This is a genomic window from Nostoc sp. C96, from assembly GCF_059384975.1.
Map to the genome: position 1 here is coordinate 3,402,364 of NZ_CM182020.1, position 23,329 is coordinate 3,425,692.

General features: G+C 39.8%; 17 protein-coding genes and 2 tRNA genes. 5 read left to right on the forward strand and 14 right to left on the reverse strand.

Annotated features, from left to right (window positions below; translation table 11 throughout):
• Nucleotides 1-33: 33 nt before the first annotated feature.
• On the reverse strand, nt 34-5,988 hold the full coding sequence (locus AC504W_RS14450; RefSeq protein ID WP_494873031.1) for an AAA family ATPase: 5,955 nt from the start codon (nt 5,986-5,988) through the stop codon (nt 34-36).
• A gap of 315 nt (nt 5,989-6,303) precedes the next feature.
• Here AC504W_RS14450 and AC504W_RS14455 point away from each other — a divergent pair, with 315 nt between their 5' ends.
• Nucleotides 6,304-6,657, forward strand: a complete 354-nt coding sequence (locus tag AC504W_RS14455; RefSeq protein ID WP_494873032.1) for a hypothetical protein — start codon at nt 6,304-6,306, stop codon at nt 6,655-6,657.
• 14 nt (nt 6,658-6,671) lie between these two features.
• Here AC504W_RS14455 and AC504W_RS14460 read toward each other — a convergent pair.
• From AC504W_RS14460 to AC504W_RS14475, 4 genes are all read right to left on the reverse strand, one after another.
• Nucleotides 6,672-6,743, reverse strand: a tRNA-Lys gene (locus tag AC504W_RS14460).
• Between the two features lie 136 nt (nt 6,744-6,879).
• A complete protein-coding gene (locus AC504W_RS14465) occupies nt 6,880-9,129 on the reverse strand; it encodes a sensor histidine kinase (protein WP_494873033.1) in 2,250 nt (749 codons plus the stop codon).
• Between the two features lie 400 nt (nt 9,130-9,529).
• The gene (locus AC504W_RS14470) at nt 9,530-10,099 is read right to left on the reverse strand and encodes a hypothetical protein (RefSeq protein WP_494873034.1); all 570 of its coding nucleotides are present in this window, start codon (nt 10,097-10,099) and stop codon (nt 9,530-9,532) included.
• 234 nt (nt 10,100-10,333) lie between these two features.
• Entirely contained in the window at nt 10,334-11,593 is a 1,260-nt protein-coding gene (locus tag AC504W_RS14475) for a glycoside hydrolase family 10-like protein (protein ID WP_494873035.1), read from the reverse strand.
• Nucleotides 11,594-11,728: 135 nt separating this feature from the next.
• On the opposite strand from AC504W_RS14475, the gene AC504W_RS14480 reads away from it, so the two are divergent.
• Nucleotides 11,729-12,244 carry an NUDIX hydrolase gene (locus AC504W_RS14480; RefSeq protein ID WP_494873036.1) on the forward strand — a complete coding sequence of 172 codons (516 nt, stop codon included), beginning with the start codon at nt 11,729-11,731 and terminating at the stop codon, nt 12,242-12,244.
• Nucleotides 12,245-12,297: 53 nt separating this feature from the next.
• Here AC504W_RS14480 and glcD read toward each other — a convergent pair whose 3' ends face one another.
• Both glcD and AC504W_RS14490 read right to left on the reverse strand, forming a co-directional pair.
• Nucleotides 12,298-13,770 (reverse strand): glycolate oxidase subunit GlcD, encoded by a 1,473-nt coding sequence (glcD, locus tag AC504W_RS14485; RefSeq protein WP_494873037.1) that lies wholly within the window; start codon nt 13,768-13,770, stop codon nt 12,298-12,300.
• Between the two features lie 201 nt (nt 13,771-13,971).
• Nucleotides 13,972-15,036 carry a potassium channel family protein gene (locus tag AC504W_RS14490; RefSeq protein WP_494873038.1) on the reverse strand — a complete coding sequence of 355 codons (1,065 nt, stop codon included), beginning with the start codon at nt 15,034-15,036 and terminating at the stop codon, nt 13,972-13,974.
• Between the two features lie 150 nt (nt 15,037-15,186).
• Between AC504W_RS14490 and AC504W_RS14495 the strand changes: the two genes are divergently transcribed.
• Nucleotides 15,187-16,470: an aspartate aminotransferase family protein gene (locus tag AC504W_RS14495; protein ID WP_494873039.1), complete on the forward strand. Its 1,284-nt coding sequence runs from the start codon at nt 15,187-15,189 to the stop codon at nt 16,468-16,470.
• Nucleotides 16,471-16,638: 168 nt separating this feature from the next.
• Here the strand turns inward: AC504W_RS14495 and AC504W_RS14500 are convergent, their stop codons facing one another.
• The 5 genes from AC504W_RS14500 to AC504W_RS14520 all read right to left on the reverse strand — a co-directional run bounded on the left by AC504W_RS14500 (nt 16,639) and on the right by AC504W_RS14520 (nt 20,540).
• Nucleotides 16,639-17,196, reverse strand: a complete 558-nt coding sequence (locus AC504W_RS14500) for a glutathione S-transferase family protein (RefSeq protein WP_494873040.1) — start codon at nt 17,194-17,196, stop codon at nt 16,639-16,641.
• Nucleotides 17,197-17,208: 12 nt separating this feature from the next.
• On the reverse strand, nt 17,209-17,673 hold the full coding sequence (locus tag AC504W_RS14505) for a hypothetical protein (RefSeq protein ID WP_494873041.1): 465 nt from the start codon (nt 17,671-17,673) through the stop codon (nt 17,209-17,211).
• A 312-nt stretch (nt 17,674-17,985) separates the two neighbouring features.
• Complete coding sequence (locus AC504W_RS14510; protein ID WP_494873042.1) at nt 17,986-19,101, reverse strand: LptF/LptG family permease; 1,116 nt, start codon at nt 19,099-19,101, stop codon at nt 17,986-17,988.
• Nucleotides 19,102-19,220: 119 nt separating this feature from the next.
• Nucleotides 19,221-19,949: an LPS export ABC transporter ATP-binding protein gene (gene lptB / locus AC504W_RS14515; protein ID WP_494873043.1), complete on the reverse strand. Its 729-nt coding sequence runs from the start codon at nt 19,947-19,949 to the stop codon at nt 19,221-19,223.
• Between the two features lie 93 nt (nt 19,950-20,042).
• Complete coding sequence (locus AC504W_RS14520; protein ID WP_494873044.1) at nt 20,043-20,540, reverse strand: LptA/OstA family protein; 498 nt, start codon at nt 20,538-20,540, stop codon at nt 20,043-20,045.
• A 247-nt stretch (nt 20,541-20,787) separates the two neighbouring features.
• Here AC504W_RS14520 and AC504W_RS14525 point away from each other — a divergent pair.
• Nucleotides 20,788-20,874 (forward strand) — tRNA-Ser (locus tag AC504W_RS14525).
• Between the two features lie 143 nt (nt 20,875-21,017).
• Here the strand turns inward: AC504W_RS14525 and AC504W_RS14530 are convergent.
• A complete protein-coding gene (locus AC504W_RS14530) occupies nt 21,018-21,236 on the reverse strand; it encodes a hypothetical protein (RefSeq protein WP_096577356.1) in 219 nt (72 codons plus the stop codon).
• Between the two features lie 226 nt (nt 21,237-21,462).
• Here AC504W_RS14530 and AC504W_RS14535 point away from each other — a divergent pair, with 226 nt between their 5' ends.
• Nucleotides 21,463-21,669, forward strand: coding sequence for a capsule biosynthesis protein (locus AC504W_RS14535; RefSeq protein WP_096577358.1), 207 nt, complete (start codon nt 21,463-21,465; stop codon nt 21,667-21,669).
• A 5-nt stretch (nt 21,670-21,674) separates the two neighbouring features.
• Here AC504W_RS14535 and AC504W_RS14540 read toward each other — a convergent pair whose 3' ends face one another.
• Complete coding sequence (locus tag AC504W_RS14540; RefSeq protein ID WP_494873046.1) at nt 21,675-23,309, reverse strand: serine/threonine protein kinase; 1,635 nt, start codon at nt 23,307-23,309, stop codon at nt 21,675-21,677.
• Between the last annotated feature and the right edge of the window lie 20 nt (nt 23,310-23,329).

The following is a 23,329-nucleotide window of genomic DNA, read 5'->3' on the forward strand; positions in this document are numbered from 1 at the left end:
AGAGTACAGACTCAGCCTTTATATTATCGATGGTTATAGAGGAAGTTGCAGCAGAAATTCTGTACCCTCACCGAGAACAGAGTTACAGGTTAATTTTCCACCGTGGGTTTCTTCTACAATTTGACGCGCGATCGCCAATCCTAATCCTGTACCTTTTCCCACTCCTTTTGTCGTAAATAAATGGTCAAATATTTTCTGTTTGACTGCTTCACTCATTCCCCTACCATTGTCAGTAATAGACATGATCATTTGCTGCTCTACTATTGAAGTTGTAATTTTGATTTGATTGGGATTTGCCTCAATTTCTGCAAATGTGCGCCCAACATTTGATTCATCCAAAGCATCAATAGCATTAGCTAAAATATTCATAAATACTTGATTTAATTGTCCAGGAAAGCACTCAATCTTTGGTAAATCACCGTAATCAGTAATTACTATAATTGCTGGACGTTGGTTGTTAGCTTTGAGGCGATGTTTGAGAATTAAAATTGTACTATCGATACCTTCATGAATATTGAAAAGCACCTTGTAGTCTTGATCAGCACGGGAGAAAGTGCGTAAACTGATGCTGATATTTTTTAAGCGATCGCAAGCTAAAATCATAGAAGCGAGCATCTGTGGCATATCTTCTAAACAAAAATCTAAATCTATTTTTTGGGCATGTTTGAGAATATTAGGATTAGCAGCAGTTGAGCTTTCTTGATACAGATGTAAATGTTGAATAATATCAGCCAACATTGGTTTAGCTTGTTCCAGACTAGCAGAAATAAAACCAAGGGGATTATTCATTTCGTGCGCCACACCAGCAACCAGATTACCCAATGCAGACATCTTTTCATTTTGGACTAATTGCAGTTGAGTTTGCTGGAGATGTTGCAGTGTTTGTTCAAGTTGGGTGGCTTGTTTTTGAGTTTCGATTAATAAATCTGTTTGTTGAAGTGCAACTCCCATTTGTGCGCCAACTTGCTGGGCAAATTGAATCTCAAATTGTTCCCAATGACGGGGGCGATCGCATTGATGAATGCAGAGTAAACCCCAAAGTTCGTCATCTTGCATGATTGGCACTACTAATGATGCTCTCACTTGAAATTGCGCTAAAATTGCTCGATGACAATCGATGACTGCATCTGTGTTGATATCATCAATGGCGCAATAGCGTCCTTGTTTGTACAAAGTGGCAAAATTGTCACCAAAGCAATGATCTTGAACTTTCACAGCCAAAGCAGAAGTAAACTGCGGTAAGACATCCTCAGCGATAAATTCCCCATATTCATAATCCCCATTTAGATGAAATTGATAAATTCCCACCCGATCAGCATTCAAAATTTGCCGAATATTTTGGGTAACTGCGGCAAAAATCGCATCTAAGTCTAAAGATTCTCGAATCTGCGTCACAACTTGAAATAAGGTTTTTTGTTGCTGGAGAGATTGTTGTAGCTGTTGGGCTTTTACTTGCGATTCTCGATACAGACGGGCATTTTCTAACGAAATAGCTGCTTGGGCTGATAACATTTGGATTACTTCGAGGCGATCTCTATTAAACACCCCTCCTGTGAGCTTATTTTCTAAGTAGAGAATACCGACTAAATGTCTTTGTTGAATAATTGGTATACATAATACACTTTTAGGTTGATGCTTCAGCATATATTCCCCAATTATGCCAGGAATATCTATTTTGCAATTATCGATGATAATTGTTTGTTGAGTATTTTTGACATAATTGATAATTCTTTTAGGAATATCTGGGCAAGTCTCTATAGGTTGTGAGTTAATTATAGATTCGATATTACCTTGAGAATTTGCTTGATGATTGATCCAAGTAATTGCTTTAACTTGCCAATTACCCTGTTCTTCAGGGAGAATTAATGCAGCTTTTTTCGCCCCAGAGTTTTCTAAAATAATTTGAGTTAAGCTGGTAACAAGTTCATCTAATTCAATGGTTCTGGAGATAGTTTGAGCAGCTTTGAGGACGGAGGAAAAATTTATGGCATCAGTAATACTGGTGCTATTAGTAGTGGATGTTTGAGCAATTGTTGCAATAGTTTCTAATAAATTAAAATTAAGTCTTTGCTGTTGCTGGATAAGTTTGAGTAGTTGCGGGTAGCGTTTTTCTAAATCATCGGTTTTAGCCTTTGTTCCCCATCTGGCATAGCAATAATATGCTTCCTGCATATATCCTTGAGCCGCTTGTTCTTTATTTAACTTCAGATAAAATTTAGCCAAAAGCTCATTCGCCAGTGCTTCTTCACGCATATAGCAATTTTTTCTAGCTCCCGCAATAGCACGATCATAACTTTCAATTGCTTCCCAGTGATTGCCATATAACTGGTGACATTCGGCTGCGACTAATTCAAATTTATGCAGATAATTCATGGGAGCATGATCAGCAAAATTTTTCATCTTTTGCTGATTTTCAGCTATTTTTTGCAGTAACTTATCTAGTTCAACCTGTGGTGTTTCTTTATACGCAGCTATGCGTGATAGAGAATCATAAAAATAGAAAATAGGAATATAAGGAAAACCAACAGCCCCATCTAAATATTGTTCTGTTAAATCAGCATCAATAATTGCTTGTTGATAATCTTCAAATAAATAATTTAAGCATAATTTATGAAAGTTTAGGTAAAATATGCCCAGGCGATCGTTCGATTCTATGTACTTGGGTAACATTATTTGTTCATCGAAGAAATCTCCTTGCAAGTGTTGAGATGAACTTCTCCCCAATTGACAATCTTGGATTGCCTGTTGCAACATTTGAAAGTAATAAACTGCGGTAATTTGCTTGACTTGATAAATAGAATCATGAAAAGCTAATACTTCCTGTTCAAGCTCTAATAATTCCTTGTCTATCCCGGCAAAGTAGATAAATGCACAGTACATGACTGCTGCATATCCAGCAAATTGCAAATCTCCAGTTTCTAATCCCACAGTATAAGCATCGCGCAGAGGTATTAAAGTTGTAATAAGGGCATCTTGCCAATGTTTAATAAAGCCATAAACTAAAGAATTCACTTTACATTGCAGTTCTTGAGAATTAAGCTTATTTAATAAATCTAAAGCTAGTTGCCCAAATTTATAACCATTTTCAGTATCTCCCATTCCTCCACAAAGAATTGCAGCATAACAGGCATAACTATGGCTAGAAATAGAATTATTGCCATATTCTACTGATATTTTTACCTCTTTAAATGTGAGTAATACATAGAGGATAGGAGATGAAAGAAAAGCCGCAGGTAAAATACTAGATATTAAGCGCATGATTGCCAATTGCATGGGATCAGTCATCAATGGTAAGTTGATTAACTCCCCTATTTCTTTACCTTGATAAGCTAATTGTGTCTCTTGTAATGCTAAACCAATATCATTAGGAGTTGGTGTTTCTGGGAATTCTACACCCAATGATTTCAAAATTTGTAGTACTGTATTCACAGCTACTAATGGTTGATTTTGAGCAGCTAAAGCCTGACTTTTAACTTCATAGACTTTGATTGTATCAAGGATTGTTTTAGCTTGTTGCAGTAAAATTTCTGCTAACCTTTCTATGTCTGCAAAGTTGCCACTGAGATAAGCTACTTCTATTGCTGTTTCATATACTGTTAAAGTAAATTCATATTGAGATTGCCAGCTATTTTCAGGTAACAGTTTTAGGCTGACTGTGCAGTATTCCCAAGCAGCACTATATGCTGTTGATGCTTTAGCTTTTTCCGCTGCATTGAGATTTAACTGTGCTAATTCATCTCGTTGTTCAACTGTAGTAAGTAATTTTATGCCCCAGTTAAGTTGATTAACAATAGCAAATATTTTTTCTTGCTGTTGATGTTTGGGAGTATTGATTAATAATAATTGACCGATATTTAAATGAGTCAATTGTTTATCTTCTACAGGAATCAAAGAATAAGCGGCTTGTTGTATGCGATCATGCAGGAATTTATAGGGAATAATTTCCAAATTTTCTTGATTAGCAGTTGGATTTTCTGTCTCTATGAAAAATTTATAAACATCACTTTGAGGTAGAATTAAACCTTCTTTTAAGGCTCTCCACAAACATATTGCTGTTTCTGTTTTTGATTTTTGAGAAATAATGGCTAATGTTTCTAAATCAAATTGATTCCCGATACATGCTGCTAGTTTTAAAACATCTTGCGTTGGTTGTGGTAACTTTTGTAATTGTAATGCCATAAACTCAACGACATCATTTGTGAGCGATCGCTGATTTATTTGTGCTATGTCACATTGCCAGTGTCTTTGATCATAATTAAAAGAAATTAACCCATCTTTGTGTAAGGCTTTGATAAACTGGGTTGCAAAAAATGGATTTCCTTGAGTTTTTTGATAAATTAATTGTGATAGTGGTAAAGCCAAATTTTCTGTACAAGCTAAAGTATCAGCCACTAACATATTTAATTTAAGTTCATTTAGTGGTTTTAAGGTTATTGTATTTACTTTTATCCCCTGTTGAGCAATTTCATCTAATGCTAATGTTAAATGATGTGCCGCAGAAACTTCATTATCTCGATAAGCACCAATAAGTAGTAAATGTTCAGCATTTGCCTCACCAATTAATGATTGGACAAGTTTTAATGAGGCAGAATCAATCCACTGTAAATCATCTAGAAATATGACTAACGGATGTTCTTGAGTGCTAAATAGTTTAATAAATTTTTGTAATAGCAAATTAAATCTATTTTGGGCTGCACTACCCGATATTTCTGATGCAGGTGATTGTTTGCCAATAATTAGTTCTAATTCGGGTATCACTTCAATAATTACCTGGGCATTTTCACCTAATGTTTCCGTAATTTTATCTTGCCATTGTTGAATTTGCTGATCGCTTTCGGTGAGTAATTGTCCCATTAAATCGCGGAAAGCTTGTACAAATGCCGAAAAGGGAATATTGCGGTTAAATTGGTCAAATTTACCTTGAATAAAATAACCACGTTGTTTCACAATTGGTTTATGAACTTCATTCACAACCGCCGTTTTTCCAATCCCAGAAAAACCAGCCACTAACATGATTTCCGTTGTACCATTAGCAACTCGTTCAAATGCTTTTAGGAGAGTTTCAACCTCTTGTTCACGCCCATAAAGTTTTTCGGGAATGATAAAACGATCGCACAGATCCCGCCGCGCAATTGGGAAACTTTGAATTAGTCCAGTTTCTAGGAGTTGAGTTAAACAATTTTCCAAATCATACTTTAGTCCTAAGGCGCTCTGATAGCGGTCTTCAGCATTTTTTGCCATTAATTTTATGACAATATCTGAAAATACCTGGGGAATGTGTGTACTTGTAATTTCTTGAGGCTTTTTAGCAATATGACAATGCAGTAATTCCATGACATCGTCTGATTGAAAAGGTAATTCTCCAGTTAGTAACTCATAGAAAGTAACACCCAAAGAATAAAAATCAGTGCGGTAATCAATTAGGCGATTCATTCTTCCAGTTTGTTCTGGAGAAATATAAGCTAGTGTACCTTCTAAAACATTGAGATTAATTAGGGTTTGAGTTTCTCTGGGCAATAACGATGCAATACTAAAGTCAATTAACTTGACTTGTTTAGTTGTGGGATTAATTAAAATATTGCTTGGTTTAATATCTTTATGAATGATGCCATCACGATACAGTTTATCTAATATATTGCAGAGGGCGATCGCTATTTCTAAAAACTCTCGTAAAAACTCATGAAATTGTGGTTTTTGAGAAATAAAATAATCCTTGAGAGAAATTCCCCCAAAATCTTCCATGACTATGACATAGCCGTTTTGGTAAGCTTCCAGGCTATAAGTTTCAATAATTCCTGGTGTATGCAGATTTTTAGCAATGGTGTATTGATTACGAAACTGCACCAGTTCACTGAAATTCGGATAAGGGTTTTTTAGCAGTTTAATTACTACAGGTTTGTTGTCAGCTTCTCGATATCCGCGATAAACTAGTGTTCTTAAACCGTTGTAGAGTTCTTCCCTCAATTGATATCCAGGAATTGTCAACATACCACTAAATCCTTCAGCCTGTGAGATCTTAGTGTTCCCAGATATTGCAATCCTGAAACAACACTATCTCTGATATACTACGCCTACAAGTAGATTCAGCTTTTATTGATGAATCTGCTACTCATCTAATACCTGTTTAAAAGTACACACTCGACCACAGTTTTTGCTAATTGCGATCGCCAAATCAAAGATTGCTATTTCTCAGTATGGCGATGAAGCAACAAAGTAATTTTAAAAACAAATGCGCGAAAATTCTGATGCTGAAGTCTGAGAAAATTTCGCATGGTGGATTGAGTTGGTAATGCGACTTAATCTATGGAAGTTCTAGCACAACTGCTTTATCTCTTGCGTTTGGTAATACATCTGATTTGGAAAATCAGCTATTTATGGGAATTGCTAAAACATCTCTTCCAACCAAGAGTACCATACGGATTTCCAGCACCAAAGGCTCAACATCAGCCACGTCGCAACCAGAAGTATTCCCGTTCATACATAACCGACCCAAAAAACAGAGAACTACAACATAAGTTAATAGAAATGCTTCGTGGCGACAGTGCAACAGCCAAACGATTGCTGAAGCGTCAAAGGCAATTACATAAAGGTAAGTCTGATAACTGGTATCTCGAAAAAGTGATTTATGATTTAGAACGCGATCGCCGTTGCCTCTAAATTCCTGAAAGCAGTGGGTGACGAGGGATTTGAACCCGCAACCAATAGATTAAGAGTCTACTGCTCTACCGTTGAGCTAGTCACCCGCACAGATTACGATTATAGCAGATTTTTTCTGGTTTTGCCAACGTAAAGTTAATCAGGCAGCGGATTACAGTGTAGTTGATCAAACAAAATTCAGAAGTCAGTCGTCACGATTCATTCTGACTTCTGAATTTTGCTTTATCTCGGAAATTTGATCATGAAGGTAGTTTGACCATTTACACTCTCTACATTGATTGAGCCACCTAAATGCTTCACCATCTTCTGTACTAAAGCCATTTCTAATCCTGTACCACTATATGTCCAAGGATCATTTTTCATCAGACGATGGAATGGTTCAAAAATTCGCGGCATTTCACTAGCCGGAATTTCTAAGCCGGAGTTGCTAATCTTCAGTTGTACTGCATCGACTGTGAAATCAGCGAACACGCTAATTGCTTCGCCTGATGGGGTATATTTGCACGCATAGTTTAAAAGTTCGGTAATAATCCGTTCTAAATCAGTGATGTCTGTTTCTAGAGGTGGGAGTTGCTGATTAATATTGAGGTACAATTTTTGTCTTTGGCAATGGGAAAGGTCTCGAAAAGATTCCACAATAGGAGGTAGCCATGTTTGTAAATCAATGGCGATGAATGTGGGAGTCTGCGGTTCGGCTTCGAGATATGAGAGTTGCATTAAATCGCTGATTAACTTGCTTTCTCGCCCACACTCGTTCTGCAAAATCTGCAATAGTTGGGGTACGATTTCGATATCTAAGATGCCTTCTGGGGTAAGCACACTTTCAAGGGTTTGGGCGGCGAGGCTAATGCTAGTTATGGGTGTGCGTAGTTCGTGGGAAAGGGTTCTTAAAAATTCGTTTTTCAGGCGTTCTTGCTGTGCTAATACTTGCTTTTGTACTTGATTGGTAGAGTCAATTTTAGCTTGGCGAAGGGCGATCGCACATTCGTTGGCGACCTGCTGCACTAAACTAATTTCCCATTCATCAAACATATCTTGGGTAGCTCGATTGAGCCACAAGTTACCCAAAATGCCTTGGTCGTCAAAAATTGCACAAGCTAACTGGGTGAGAACTTGTAATTGCGGGTGCCATCCGGGAACTATTTCTAAAGATTGCCAAGGTTGTTTTGCTAACAATGGTTGATAAACTGCTGGCAAGTCTGCAATTTTTCTGGTCAGTCCTTGATATTCGGGTGAGGTAGTTGTGTGTTCATAAGTAACGGTTGTTTGTGTTTCGCAAGCACTGTAAATCTCAATGTAACAAGACTGGAGTTGCAATAACTGAGTTAGTTCTTGAGTGGCTGTCTGCATTACCAGAGTTGCTGGTTGATGATCGCGGATTTGTTCGGTAATGCGGCGCACTAGTAGTTGAAAGTTCTGGGCTTGCTGTATTTGGACTTGATGCAGCTGTTTTTGTAATTCTAGCTGGGTTTGCAGATGTTGTACTTGCTCATGTAGTTTGGCTTGGTGGACTGCTATACCAATTTGGGTTGCGAGTTGTTTGAGTAAGTCAATTTCGATTTCTTGCCATTGATGGGGTTGATGGCAATGCTGGGCAGTTATCAGCCCCCACAACTGCTGTTGTGACCAAATCGGTACGACTAAATTAGCCCTGACTGGCCAAGATTCTAGCAACTTGACTTGGCTAGGATGTAAGCCGACTGTATAAATATCTTCGATAATTTGAATACAACCACGTCCATGACGTTCTTGATATTTGCCAATCAAGCTAGAATCGGGGAATTTCTGCCCTATACATGAATTAGCTGTGACTGTCGATTCGGCAATGACTACACCAGTTTCGTCAGGTTGAATAGAGTAAACCAAAATGCGATCGCCACCCAAACAATGCCGCACTTCTTTCACAAGTTGATGCAGCAGTGTATCTAAGTCTAGCGATTCTCGAATCCATTGGGCGATCGCTTCTAAAAGTTGCTCTTGGGCTGTCTGTATTTCTTTCGCTTGGGCTACTTGCTTCACGGGAGTGATATTACTACTTGTGCCAATCAGTCTGTAAATTCTAGAGTTCGCATCCCGCAATGGTGTGAGTGTGGTACTCCACCAAGTCGCCACTCCCTGAAATTGCAAGCATTGTTCGTAGGAAATGGTTTTACCAAAACGCACACAGTCAGCATAATGCTGACGCACTTTTGCCGCATCAACTGGTGAGAGAATATCTTCGGGTTGTTTCCCCTTCAGATTTTCGGAACTAATTCCTAGCCATCGCTCATGGGTTGGATTTAAAGCTACGTAGCGAAAATCTCCATCTTCGAGAACATCCACAATAAATATAGATGTCTGCACAGAATTATAGATGCTCAGTAAAAACTGTTCACTACTGCTACTGTGTTTGTCTAATTCTGTGTCAAAGAGAACCTGAGAATGCAATTGTTGTTTCAACTCAATGGTTGATTCACCCGGATTTATATTCATCGGAGCGTCCCTGTCTGCTATTAATGACTTCTCTAAGCGCTACCCCTGATGATGCTAAGTCATGAAAAATGCTTTTTAGCGCTACAGCAAAGCATTGTCAGTCTTTGCTTGACTGATATTTGGTTCTTCTGTTATTTCTTATCAGAAATAGCAGAAATTTAATAGCAGTAAACTCAACAAATATAGCTCCTTGAAGGTAAGAGTACATTTGCAATTGGATGCAAACTTATTGAACATTGTTTATGAAGAATGATTTAAGATTGTTGCACATATCTAAGTATACTCAAAAGCAATATTTGCCAAAACTTACATTTCTTAATATTATTTTAATATACAAAGCAATTAACATCATAATAACAAAATATTGCAAGATTATTTGAACTTCCTCAGTGATGAGAAACTATCGCAATAGTCGGTAAGCATTGATCCCTGTTAAGATTGCCACCACAATCCAAGTAATTGCTAAACCAGCAACTTCACCTAAAAATAACCGTGTGAAGCGTAATAAAACTATTCCCACAATTGAACCGCTGGGTACAGCGATCGCCCAACTAATCGCACTGATAAATATCCAGCGCCATGACAAAGCCACAGACTTGCGGATGGCTGTCCATTGCGCCAAGCCAATCACAAAGCCGCCAACAGCACCTAAAGTTGTCCCCCAAAATACTCTGAGGGGAAAAGTTTGTGTATTAGGAACAATCCAACCCACAGCACCCACACCAATAGCGGTGATTGTCGCCCAAGCTAACAAAGTAACTAACACCCAGCGCCCAGACAAAATATGATCGCGAATGATCAAACTTTGGGGAAATGCGATCGCCAAACCTCCCAAAGAAGCTTGCGCTACCCCCACATCTGACTTTTCACCGACTTCAATCCAGCACAAACTTACCAGAAAACCGCCCACAGTAGCGATCGCCCACTGCAATGTAAAACTAAATTGAGTTTTAGTAGATGTGAAGAACATGAAATTCTCGCCAGTAAAGCACGGTAGAGATTACTATACAGCGCGAGAAAAATCAAAAAAGTTCAAATGTGGTCAAGAGTCAATGGTCAATGGTCATTAGTTATAGCGGTAGTCAGATATGTTAGGACAACTTGAAAGCTTGAATGCCAGGAATAGACTTTTCCTTCTGCCTCCTGCCTTCTGCCTTCTGCCTTCTGCCTCCTGCCTTCTGCTATACTTAGCGCCCCCCCTTGATCAAAGCCTGAGTCTGCTACCTGTTTCGTCTACGGGTAAAGGTCTAATAGCTTTAGTGTTAAACAGTTCTTGGAAAACTTTGCGCCGTTTGTGGGGTGTTTCGGGTGCGATGTAGCCCCATAAACTTTCCCAATAAAAAAAAGAGGTACCAGAAAAAGAGCGATCGCGCACCATATCAATTTGTTCTTTAATTTGAGAAATTCTCACCGGATTTCGCAAAGTTCCCGTAGAGATACCAATAACTACAGGAATTTTAGTTTGGGCTAATTTCACCGCTGATTGTTGCAGTTCTGTTCTAAAACTATTTTGGTTATGGCGGTATACTTGCAGCACCAACTCATCCACCCAGCCATTTTTTACCCAAGTTTCCCAGTCTTGCAGATAGTATTTATAAGCAAAAGCTTGTGCATTCGGAGACAGCGATAATTTAGCATTCGGTTCAATTTCTTTGATGCTGCGATAGATTCTACCCATAAAAGCGGTAATTTTGTCAGCCCGCCAACGCATCCATTCTTTGTTAAACGGGTCATTAGGCGGATTTTTACCTTGATGTTCTTGCTTGTAGAGTTGGACTGTGAAGCGATCGTAACCAAATTGTACAGGCATCCCAAAATGGTCATCAAGTTGAATACCATCTATATTGTAATTACTCACAACTTCCAAAATCATCCCTAAAATAAACTCTTGAACTTCTGGATGTAGAGGATTTAACCAAGCCTGCTTACTTACAGCCCCATTGTTAACATCTTCCGGCAAAAATTCTTTCACAGAATTTACACCTTCTTGCCCAATAGTTAACCAATTAGGATAAAGTTTGGCTAACTGAGAATTTGGCGGTGTCATAAAACCATATTCAAACCACGGAATAACCGCTATACCTTTTGGTTTAGCAAGTTTAATTATCTTTGTTAAAACATCCTGTCCACCGTGGATAAAATTCAGCACAGGTTCAGCTTCTTCACCAATAATATTTTTTGCCACAATACTTTTATAAAAAGTATTACCTCGGTTCCACACCACAGGATAAATCGTATTAAAATGCAATGCTGATAATTGATTGATAGCGCGGTCAATTCCCCAAGGCACAAATAGAACACCACTAGCGACATTAGTTAACCAAACCCCACGAATTTCTGTAACGATTTGCTGGTTCTTTGGTTGAGAATAAAATGAAAAAGAAGGGAGAGAAAATACTGTGATGCAAAGTATAAATTCTAAAGATATTAAGTAAATAATCCAATGTTTAGTCAACCGATTCATTAGTAGGTTTGACTGCGTTTGAAAAGGACACTTATAAATACAAGATAATTTAGCATCTTCCGGATAATAGTACTTCTATTTAGGCGATTTAATTTGAAGTTTGTTGCACGCAAAATTTAATAGAGGAATTTTATTATGCTCCAAGATGATGAGTTACTAGATATTGTAGATGAGAAAGATTGCATTATTGGAAAGAAAAGACGTTCAGACATATATTGTCAAGGACTATGCAATTTTAGAGTTGTTAATGCTTTTGTTACTAACTCATTAGGTCAGTTATGGATACCTCGACGTTCAGCAGAAAAAAGGATTTTTCCTCTTTGCCTTGATGTGAGTATGGGAGGTCATGTTGAAAGTGGAGAAAATTATGAAGATGCTTTGCGACGTGAACTTAATGAAGAATTGAACTTAGAGTTAAACAAGGTTAAATTTAGTTTATTAGGATATTTAACGCCACATCAACATAAGGTATCTGCTTTTATGAAAGTTTATGAAATTGAATTAGATTATGAACCTAATTACAATAAAAATGATTTTGTTGAGAGCGTTTGGTTATATCCTCATGATTTAATAAAATGGTTGCATAATGGTGAACCTGCCAAAAGTGACTTGATCAAACTTGTGCAAATATTTTATGCAAAACAAATTTGATCAGTCAGTTTGACAAGCTGTTAGGTTTAAATCTACGTGTAAAAATACATTGGTTAATATCTTTCCACACCTTCAAACTGCTTGTGATTCATAGCATTTGCGGCTTCGCCACAGGTGCGGGGTGTGGGGAATATCTTCTCTGGGTTGGCTAAACCTTGGGGATTAAATACTTGTCGTACCCATTGCATTGATTCTAAATCTATGCTGTTAAACATTTCTGGCATATAGCATTTTTTATCTGAGCCAATACCATGTTCACCAGAAAGACTACCACCAACTTTTACGCAGAGTTTAAGAATTTCTCCACCTAATTCTTCAACTTTTTCTAATGCACCAGGTACAGAATTATCATAAAGAACTAGAGGGTGAAGATTGCCATCGCCAGCATGAAAGACGTTAGCAATTTTATAACCATACTGTTGACTTAAGTTTTCAATTTCTTGCAGCACGTAAGGCAATTGAGTTCGCGGAATTACACCATCTTGGACATAATAATCTGGGCTTAAATGTCCAGCCGCAGCAAAAGCAGCTTTGCGTCCTTTCCACAATTTTAAGCGGGTTTCTGGGTCACTTGCAGCAGTTACATTCCGCGCTCCGTTCTGTTGACAAATTTCGGTAATGCGTTGTTTAATTACTGCAACTTCTACTTCTAAACCATCAATTTCCACCAATAAAATAGCGGTAGCATCTCGCGGATAACAATTAGTTGCCACAACATCTTCTACAGCATTGATGCTAATGTTATCCATCATTTCCATGCCACCAGGAATTATCCCGGCACTGATGATATCAGAAACACTGGCTCCCGCAGCTTCTACACTTGTAAAGTCTGCTAATAATACACAAATTGATTCGGCACTTTTGAGAATTCTGAGAGTAATTTCTGTGGCGATTCCTAAAGTCCCTTCCGAACCAACAAATATACCTGTTAAATCATATCCCGGTGTTTCGGGAATTTGTCCGCCTAAATCGACAATTTCGCCTTCTGGTGTGACGATTTTTAACCCAAAAACGTGATTGGTTGTGACACCATATTTTAAACAATGCACTCCACCAGAATTTTCAGCAACATTGCCGCCAATAGAACAGATAATTTGACTGGAAGGATCTGGTGCATAATAAAAACCTGCACCGCTAACAGTTTGCGTTACCCAACTATTAATTACTCCTGGCTGTACAACTATGCGCTGGTTGTCTAAATCAACGCTAAGGATTTGTCGCATTAATGAGGTGACAATCAATACAGAGTCTTCTAATGGTAAAGCCCCGCCAGATAATCCTGTACCGGAACCACGGGCAATAAAGGGGACAGCATACTGATTACATATTTTCACTACCGCAGCGACTTGTTCTGTGGTTCTTGGTAATACAGCCACAGCGGGACGTTGACGATAGCTAGTCAAACCATCGCACTCATAGGTAATTAATTCTTCGCGGCGTTGAATTACACCATTTTTACCAAGGACAGCCTCAAATGCTTTGATAATAGGTTGCCAATTCCGTTGTTGTTTATCTTGGGTAAGCATAAGGTTTCGGGTAGATGACTCTGTAGGAGGCAGGAGGCAGAAGGCAGAAAAGGCAGAAGGTAGGAGTAAATTTATATAACTATTATTATTGTTGCAAAGATAGCCGTTTAGAGGTAAAAATTGCGATCGCTCTTTTCAAGATGAGCCATACATCCCCTGTCCCCTGTAACCTATCACCTATCACCTGTCCCCTATCACCTATCACTGATTTTTCGGCTTGCGTAATTTTTGCGAACCAATGGGAACGAGAACTTGATTCAAACTCCGCAACTGTTCGGCTGTACCCATACAAATTAGGGTATCTCCTGACATTAATATTGTGTCACCAGTGGGGCCACCGATGAGATTACCATCGCTACGGCGAATGGCTAGGACTAATGCACCAGTTTGCGATCGCAGTTTGGCTTTTTGCAGTGTTTGTCCCACAAAGGGAGAGAAGGCGGGATCAAGTAAAAATTCTTCCATATACAGTTGTCTGTCTGCACCCGAAAGAATCCCATCGACAAAATCTAATACTTGCGGTCTGAGGGCAGCTGCGGCCATCCGTTTTCCTCCGGTAATATATGGTGAAATTACGGCATCTGCACCACCACGCTGTAACTTTTGTAATGCTTCTTCTGTACTGGCGCGAGCGATCGCCCGAATCTCTGGATTTAATGTTTTTGCCGATAATACTGTGTATAAATTTTCTGCATCAGAAGGTAGTGCCGCAACTATACAAATGGCTCGTTCAATCCCCACATGGAACAATGTATCATCTAGTGTGGCATCACCCTGATATACTATATAACCTTCCATCTGCGCCCGTTGTACAGATTCAATCTCCGAATCTATGATGACAAAGGGTACACTTTCTGCCCGAAATTCTCTGGCAATTTGCCGACCAGTACGACTAAATCCACAAATAATATAATGTCCTGTCAAGGATTCCATTACCCGCCTCTGTTGTCGTAGCCGAATTCCTTCTTGAAAGTAGCCTTCAATGATGGCTTCTGTAAATCTATTGACAATATAACCAATATTAACTACGCCCAATAAAATCAAGGCAATGGTAAATAAGCGTCCACGGCTGCCCAGAGGGTGTGTTTCTCCGTATCCCACAGTCGCCAAGGTAATGACTGTCATGTACGCGGCATCTTCCCATGACCACGCCTCAACGAATCTGTACCATAAAGTGCCAATCAGGAACACACCCCCAAGGGCGATCGCTCCTGCCATTAACTCTTTTTGAATGCGTTGATATTTTATCTCAAGAGTGGAATACAAAGTTATTTTTCACCAGTGTTCTTCGTTTAAGGATATTTAAGCGTTAGCCTAAAAGAAATCATAATTTGCGATCAATCCCAAGAAATTTTTAACAATTTCGAGGAAACTAGTAAGTAAGTCTAAGATGAAATATTTTCAGGAGGAGCGGTAGTGAGCTTTCAAACTCTAGTTGAAGAAGCCAGCATCCCCCCAGCATCAGGTTCAGTGTCATCTATTCCTTTTGATACGGATAGCTTTAACGAAGCCGTGATGTCAACTTATGGTCGGTTTCCTTTAGCCCTGGACAAGGGTGCAGGATGCCGGGTTTGGGATACACAGGGGCAGGAATATCTAGATTTTGTGGCAGGAATTGCCACTTGCACACTAGGACACGCCCACCCAGCAATGGTTGAAGCTGTGACACGCCAAATTCAAAAGCTGCATCATGTTTCTAATTTGTACTACATTCCTGAACAAGGGGAATTAGCCAAATGGATTATCCAACATTCTTGTGCTGATCGCGTATTTTTCTGCAACTCTGGTGCAGAAGCTAATGAAGCGGCGATTAAATTAGCACGTAAATATGCCCATACAGTTCTAGAAATAGACAAGCCAATTATTTTAACGGCTAACGCCAGCTTCCACGGGCGGACTTTGGCAACGATTACCGCTACCGGACAACCCAAGTATCAAAAATATTTTGATCCCTTGGTTCCTGGTTTCCATTACGTACCTTACAACGATATTACCGCTGTCGAAACAGCTATTAGTGAGTTAGATGAAGGAGATTATCAGGTTGCAGCAATTTTAATCGAACCATTACAAGGCGAAGGCGGCGTGCGTCCTGGTGATGTGGCTTACTTCCAAAAACTACGGCGGATTTGTGATGAAACCGGCATTTTATTGATTTTTGATGAAGTGCAAGTCGGGATGGGGCGCAGTGGTCATTTATGGGGTTATGAACATCTGGGTGTCGAACCAGATATCTTCACCAGCGCCAAAGGTTTAGGCGGTGGAATTCCCATTGGTGCAATGATGAGTAAAAAATTCTGTGCTGTTTTTCAACCAGGAGAACACGCCAGCACTTTTGGTGGGAATCCCTTTGTTTGTGGTGTGGCGCTGAGTGTTTGCCAAACCTTGGAAAAAGAGAATATTTTGCAGAATGTTCAAGAGAGGGGAGAACAGCTGCGTTCTGGATTAAGAGCGATCGCCACCAAATACCCTAATTATATTTCTGAGGTGCGGGGTTGGGGCTTAATCAATGGTATGGAATTAGCAGCAGACATCGAGCTAACTGCTGGTGAAGTTGTCAACGCCGCCATTGCAGAAGGTTTATTACTTGTCCCCGCAGGGCCAAAGGTTGTCCGCTTTGTCCCACCGCTCATTGTGAGTAAGGCTGAAGTTGACCAAGCTTTGCAAGCTTTGGATAAAGCACTAGCTAAAATCACAGGTTAACAAGGTAAAAGTAAAAGTTAAAAGTTAAAAGTCAAAAGGCAAAAGTAAAGAAAATTGCCTTAGAGGATACTTTAAAAGTATCCTCGACATCCCCTAAATTTTCCATTTATTTATGGGGATTATCTTTTTACTTTTTACCTTTCACTTTTTACTTTTTACTTTTTACTTTTAAGGCTTTCCACCAATTCCTTTTTTAAACGCTGGGCGTTCAGATATGCGGTTGATATATTCCACAACTGCTGGGTACGCGCTGAGATCTAGTTTCAGCATCATGGGTATGTAAGCAAGAACCGATCCCACCGCCACATCCGCAACGCTAAATTTATCGCCCAATACGAAGGGTTTTTGTTGAAAAATCTCATTCAACGGAGTTAACAAATTGGGTACTTCTCGCTCTCTGGTGGATTCTGTAAAAATTCCTGATGCGAGGGTAGAGTTAGCAAACAACACCCATTGATATATTTCTGCACGTTCCTCTAGAGAAGTTGAAGATTTACCATACTTCTCATTCAAATACAGCAAAATTGCTCCCGATTCCCAAAGTTGAAAATCGCCATCAACTATTGCCGGGACTTTACCCATTGGGTTAATCTGCAAATATTCTGGCTGACGATGTTCGCCAGCTTGCATATCTAACTGAACAAACTGATAGGGAATTTCGAGTTCTTCGAGATACCATTTGGCGATCGCCGCCCGACTAAAAGCACCACCGTAAAGTTTTAGCATAATTCCTTGTATTTAAAGAACTTTATGTGTATGTGAATGCTGTTTCACATTGTCTTCTTTATTCACAACTCTGGCAGCATTCAACACGCGTTTGCGTTCAATGGAATACTTAAAATCAGTGTAAGTTGTCCCTAAAGGAATCAGATTTTTGCTGCTTTCGGTGCGTTTATAAGTCCGCACCGCTGCAAACACCCGTTGAGCAAATTCTTCCCCAAACTGTGCCGATGTGGGGAAGCCTGCGGGTAATAATGGTGTCTCACCATCTAATACTGCTCCCAAGGTTGTAGCATAAGCCAGTTTGTAAGAAGTCGGAATATCTTTCATTAATGCCTCTAAAGACGCAGAGGGAATTGGTTCAATTACTTCAACTTGATGAACTTCCCCATCTTCTTTAATAAAGCAGGTTGCCAAGCCAATAACGACATAATCATCAGCGGCTAAATCGGCAGTATTTTGATCAGAAATTGCTGTTGTCATCAGAAAAATTGTCGCAAAAATTTAAAATTCAGAGGGTATAACTAGAAACTTGCAAATGCAAACTTTGGTGAAGGGAGAAACACCGCAGCCAAAAAAACAGCAAAAGCGTCTTTAAGTTGCAATGTTTCTTTACCCTTTTCTCTATCTCTTTATGATCGGCTAGTAGGATTCTACCAAGTTGTCGCTCATTTTCCATTTTCCCCTCATTGTCTTTATTTTGGAGTAGTAAATCTTTAGTAGGGTGTGTTACGGCTTTAGCCAAACGCACCACCGGATAAAACGGTGCGTTAAGCACTTTGATGAAATTCAAGGTTAACGTCTAGCTACTCGCATCAATAAAAATAAACCTATAACTAAGAAAATAAAATTAGGCAACCAAGCACCCAAAAAGGGAGAGATAATACCTGCTTGTCCGATCGCTCCACTAATAAAAAACATTAAATAGTAAGTAAAAATCACAATCACACATACGCCAAAACTGGTACCTCTCCCAGTACGCTGAGGTACAGTTCCCATTGCTGCGCCTACTAAGCCAAAAACTAAACAGACAAACGGTAAAGCAATTTTTTGTTGAATTCTCACTTGCAGCTTGCGGATTTTTTGGCGATCGCCTCCCAATTTCTCCACTGTTAACTGTTCTAATGATTCGGAAATATTCATCTCACCGTAGTCGCGGCTTTTTTCTACCAGACTCAGCGGTGTGCGGGGGAGTTTGAGTTGTTGCTGTTCAAATCTTAAAATATTGCGATAAGAACCATTAGGAGCAACTAAATAAATAGTTCCATTATAAAAATCCCAGACACTTTGCGAACCATTCCATTGCGCCGATTCTGCCACAACTACCTGATTTAGCCCTTCTGTAGCTCTATCAATAATTGTTAAACCTTTCATCCGTTTACCATCAAATTGGTCAGCATAAAAAAGCCGTGCTAGTCGCTTTGTTTTACTTCCATCGGCCTCTTGAATATCGCGGTATTCTGGATAAAAAATATTTTGCTGTTTTAAAATTGGTTTGTCTGATTTTAGGGCGCTGTCTAGAATTCGATTTGCTTGATAATTAGCCGTTGGTGTAACTTGTTCGTTAAAGATAAATGTCATACCTGTAACTATCAAGCTTAACATCACCGCAGGTAGCACCATCCGATAGACACTCACCCCACAGCCGCGTAGGGCAATTAGTTCACTTTCGCTAGAAAGACGGCTGTAGGTCATTAAAGTAGCCAACAGCGTAGACATAGGAAAAGCTAACACAATAAAATATGGCATCTTTAACAAGAAAACTTGAATAGCGATGCCTACAGGTAGACCAGATTCAACAATTTTTCTGATGAGATCAAATACCGCATCAATTGTCACGCCAATTGAAGAAAATGCCCCAACCCCAAACAAAAATGGTGGGAGCAATTCACTGAGCAAATAACGATCCATAATCGTAAATGGCAGCAGTGAATTAATACTATAAAAAGACTTTTGATTTGTAGCAATCATAAGCAAACAAAATTTGATTGGTCAACCCTGGTTAATTCGTAATTTATGAATTTAAATATTTAAATGTGAAAATTATCACCTAAATAGTATTGCCTTACTAGAGGATTGCTGTAAAGTTCGTCTGATGTGCCAGCCGCGAGAATTTGTCCTTCACGCATAATATAGGCGCGGTCAGTAATGGCGAGAGTTTCACGCACATTATGATCTGTAATTAAGATTCCCATACCGCGATCGCGTAGTTTTGCCACAATTTCTTGAATTTCCGCCACAGCGATAGGATCAACCCCTGCAAATGGTTCATCTAACAGTAGGAATTTTGGCCCTTCTTGTCCAGCCGCTAAAGCTCTGGCTAATTCCGTCCGCCGTCTTTCACCACCAGAAAGTTGAATTCCTTTGCTGTGCGCTACTTTTTCTAACCGAAACTCCCGCAGCAAAGTATTTAATCGCTTCGACCACTCCCGTTTGGGGACATTTGTTTGTTCTAAAACCAAGAGGATATTATCTTGCACACTCAGTTGGCGAAATATACTAGCTTCCTGCGCTAGATAGCCAATACCCAAACGCGCCCTTTTGTGCATTGCTATACCAGTAATATCCTGAGTGTCTAGCCAAACGCGCCCTTGATTTGGTCTTTCTAAACCTGTCGCAATGTAAAAGGTCGTGGTTTTACCAGCGCCATTTGGGCCTAATAAACCAACGACCTCGCCTTGAATAACGGAAAGATTGACACGATTGACAATGGCTCTCTTGCCGTAAGATTTGTGAATATTCTCTAAAACAATTTTCACTATCTGCGTTTATTGATACTAAGTAAGTTGACCTGCATAATTATGATTGTGAGGATAAGCTAGAAGATTATTCTCAGCAGTTCTACTTAAATATTAATTGGCAGGCTTGAGATTTGGTGTTTTGGGGGCTGGTGTAGTGTTTTGTCCGCCTAGTTCTGAGTCTTCCACCATATAAATTGACTCTACTTGGCGATTGCCTTGGGGTAAAGCCACAAACCTTCCTTCATCAATTAAATATGTCACTTTCTCGGCGCGAATACTATTGCCGCCTTGTTGCAAAATATAGACATTGCCACTGAAATCTATGCGGCGTTCTTTGCTAAAATATTGTGCTTGAGCCGAAGTTGCTTGGATTTGCCGCGCTGGATACAACATTTGCACATTACCACGCGCTGTAATAATTTGACTTTTAGCGTCATATTCTTGGATATCAGAACGGATGGTTAAAGGGCGATTACCCGCAGCAGATTGAGCCGTTGCTGTTTGCGTTTGGCTAGGAAATGTCAACGCACCCAAGAGTGCGGTTGGTAATACCAAGGCTAGACCAAAGCGTCGTATTTGTGATGTTAGCAGTTGATTGCAGGGCTTCATAGAAATTTGGGGTTCAGGATTTCCGATTGTATACTCATTATCTCAAGTACTTTCTCCAGCGATAACCTCTACAATCTGGAATAGCTTGGGATAAGTGATGGCTGAAACACTGACGTTTTGCTTAACGCTGAAGTTTCACGTAAATTTTAAATCATCATCGTCTGATGCTGATTTTCAGCACAAGCGATCGCTCTTTGTATCGGGATGTTATCATGACTTAGGAACATATTCGCATTTCTCAATATCTGGAGAGGTGGCAGAGTGGTTGAATGCGGCGCACTCGAAATGCGTTAAGGATGTAAGTTCTTCGGGGGTTCAAATCCCCCCCTCTCCGTTGATTACTCTCAAGTAGCGTTTGCTGCTGCAATGCACCCAAAAATATGGCGCGTTACGGCTATTGATGATACTTCCGAATGCTCAAAGCTAGACGTAGCCATCACATACCCTAATTAATATTTACCCAGATAATTGATTAAATTATTCTCGTTTTTCTTCATTCACAGCAATTATTTGCTCAATTTGTTCGACAGTGAGTTGCTGATACTGTTCACTTGTCATTTCTCGAATGTAGTTAAATATTTGTTCAACTGGCGTTCCCGAAATTTCAGCCATTGAATTAAGAGCAGCATTTAACATCAAAACATTAAAGACATACTCTTGTTTGGTGAGAAATACAAAACCATCACCTTTTAACATATCTATCCACCATCAATCTAATTAATTTTTTACAACCTTACACCCATATATAATAGGAAAAAGTGGACAGGTAATAGGTGATAGGTTGCAGGTTACAGCGTTAAAAGTATTCTGTTGTCCAGGTGAATCATTGACTGATTTCTTCACCACCTTAATCTATTAGCCAAAAATCTCCCCGTTTCAGTTTTGTTGCAGTAAACTAATACCATCTTTTGAGGAGTGCATGATGGTAAACCAAAAATTGATGCAATTACTTTCGTTTGGTTTTATTAGTTTTTGCTTTTGTTTTGGTCTGGGGATTGGTATTTTCATTCGCTTTGGACAGTTGCAACCATCCAACGCTGCTACTACGGCTGAACCAGAGATGTTACCATTCATGATCCCTGCACCTACATCATCACCAGACGATAGCATTTTTACGTTAAGACCCTAAACTACTTAGTTACTAGTATTACTATCTGTTGGTGGCTTTTCATCTTTGGAAGATGGATTGTCACTAGAAGAATTTTGCTTACGTTCGATAGTTGGGACAACGACAGCCGAAGAATCTGAGCTTTTTGATTCTGTGGTTGGTGGTGGTACTGGTATCACTACAGGATTTGCTCGCTTGCCTGATGGATTTGGGGTAGCTTGATTACTAGTAGCTGGTGAAGTATTATCAGGCGATCGCTTGGCTGAACCTTCCCGATTAATTTCCCGATAAGAACGGTAAGCTCTCAGTTTATCTACTAGTGATGGTGTAGGTGAGGTGTTAGGCGCAACAGCAGCTTGTTCAGGATTTTGCCGAGATGAGGTTTCTGAGTTAGTTGCGGAAGGATTTTCTCTACTAGTTGTTGCTGCTGGCGTGGGTGCAGGACGATTATTTCTGCGGCGTTTGGGAATATAGGCTGATTCAGTAACAGCCGTATTTTGAGTATTTTTGTTAGTGTTAGTTGCTTCTTCCACAGATGACTGTGAACCTTGGGGATTAGTATTGTTTTCCCCTGTTTTGGTGATTGGGTTAGTAAACAGTGGTTTGGAAGATGACTCTGGCTGTGTATTTGAGGAGAATAGATGAGTTATGCCAAAACCTGCGGTAGCTGCAACTAAGGCTACACCCACACCAATTAAGGCTTGAAAACCAGCTAGTTGTTTGGTAAATGCTGTAATCGGATTTAGACGCGCTTGCTTGTGTTTCTTACCGAAAACACCTCGTCTTGGCTGGGATGATAAATCAACGGTGGCGACTATATTAGTTGCTACGCCTGGAACTATGCCATTGCTTTCGCTACCAGGCAATAGTTGTAACCATTCTGCCACAGTCGATGGACGAAAGCGCGAATCAACCGCCATACCCCGCATCACAGCTTGATTGACTGCTGCACTTAGGTGGGGTTGTAATTCTTTTGGGGAAGCCATTTTTTCGCGATCGCGCAATAATGCTGGCATAGGAACCTGTGCTGTTAACAAAGCATACAAGGTTGCGGCTAAACCATAAACATCTGTAGCTGGGGTGCGCGGTGCTTGTGTTAGGTATTGCTCAATGGGTGCGTAGCCTTCAGAAACTATTCCTGTGTGAGTTTGTTTGACACCACTATTAAATTCCCGCGCAATCCCAAAATCAATTAATATTACCTCTTGAGTTCCTTGGCGGAGGATAATATTATCTGGTTTGATATCGCGGTGCAGCAAACCATTATTGTGAACTACCTGTAAAGCTGCGCCAATTTGGCGGATGTAATGAATAGCTGTGGCTTCGGGTAAGGGTATCCCTGGTAGGACAAAAGCATTACCTAAAGTGTCACCAGGAATATATTCCATCACCATATAAGGTAGCCCTTCTTCGATAAAAAAGTCGCTGACCCGTACAATGTTGGGATGGATACAAGTAGCTAGTCGTCTGGCTTCATCTTGGAATTGGCGCTCGAACTTGGCAAAATCTGGATGTTGCCGCAAGCGTTCGTTAATAGTTTTCATCACTACATCTTGACCTAAGTAGTGATGCGTAGCCTTAAACGTAATACCAAAGCCACCGTGTCCGATTTCTTGGGTGAGGGTATATTTTCCACCCTGCAAAATTTTGCCTGCTAACATAGATATTTTGCGTTTTGAGT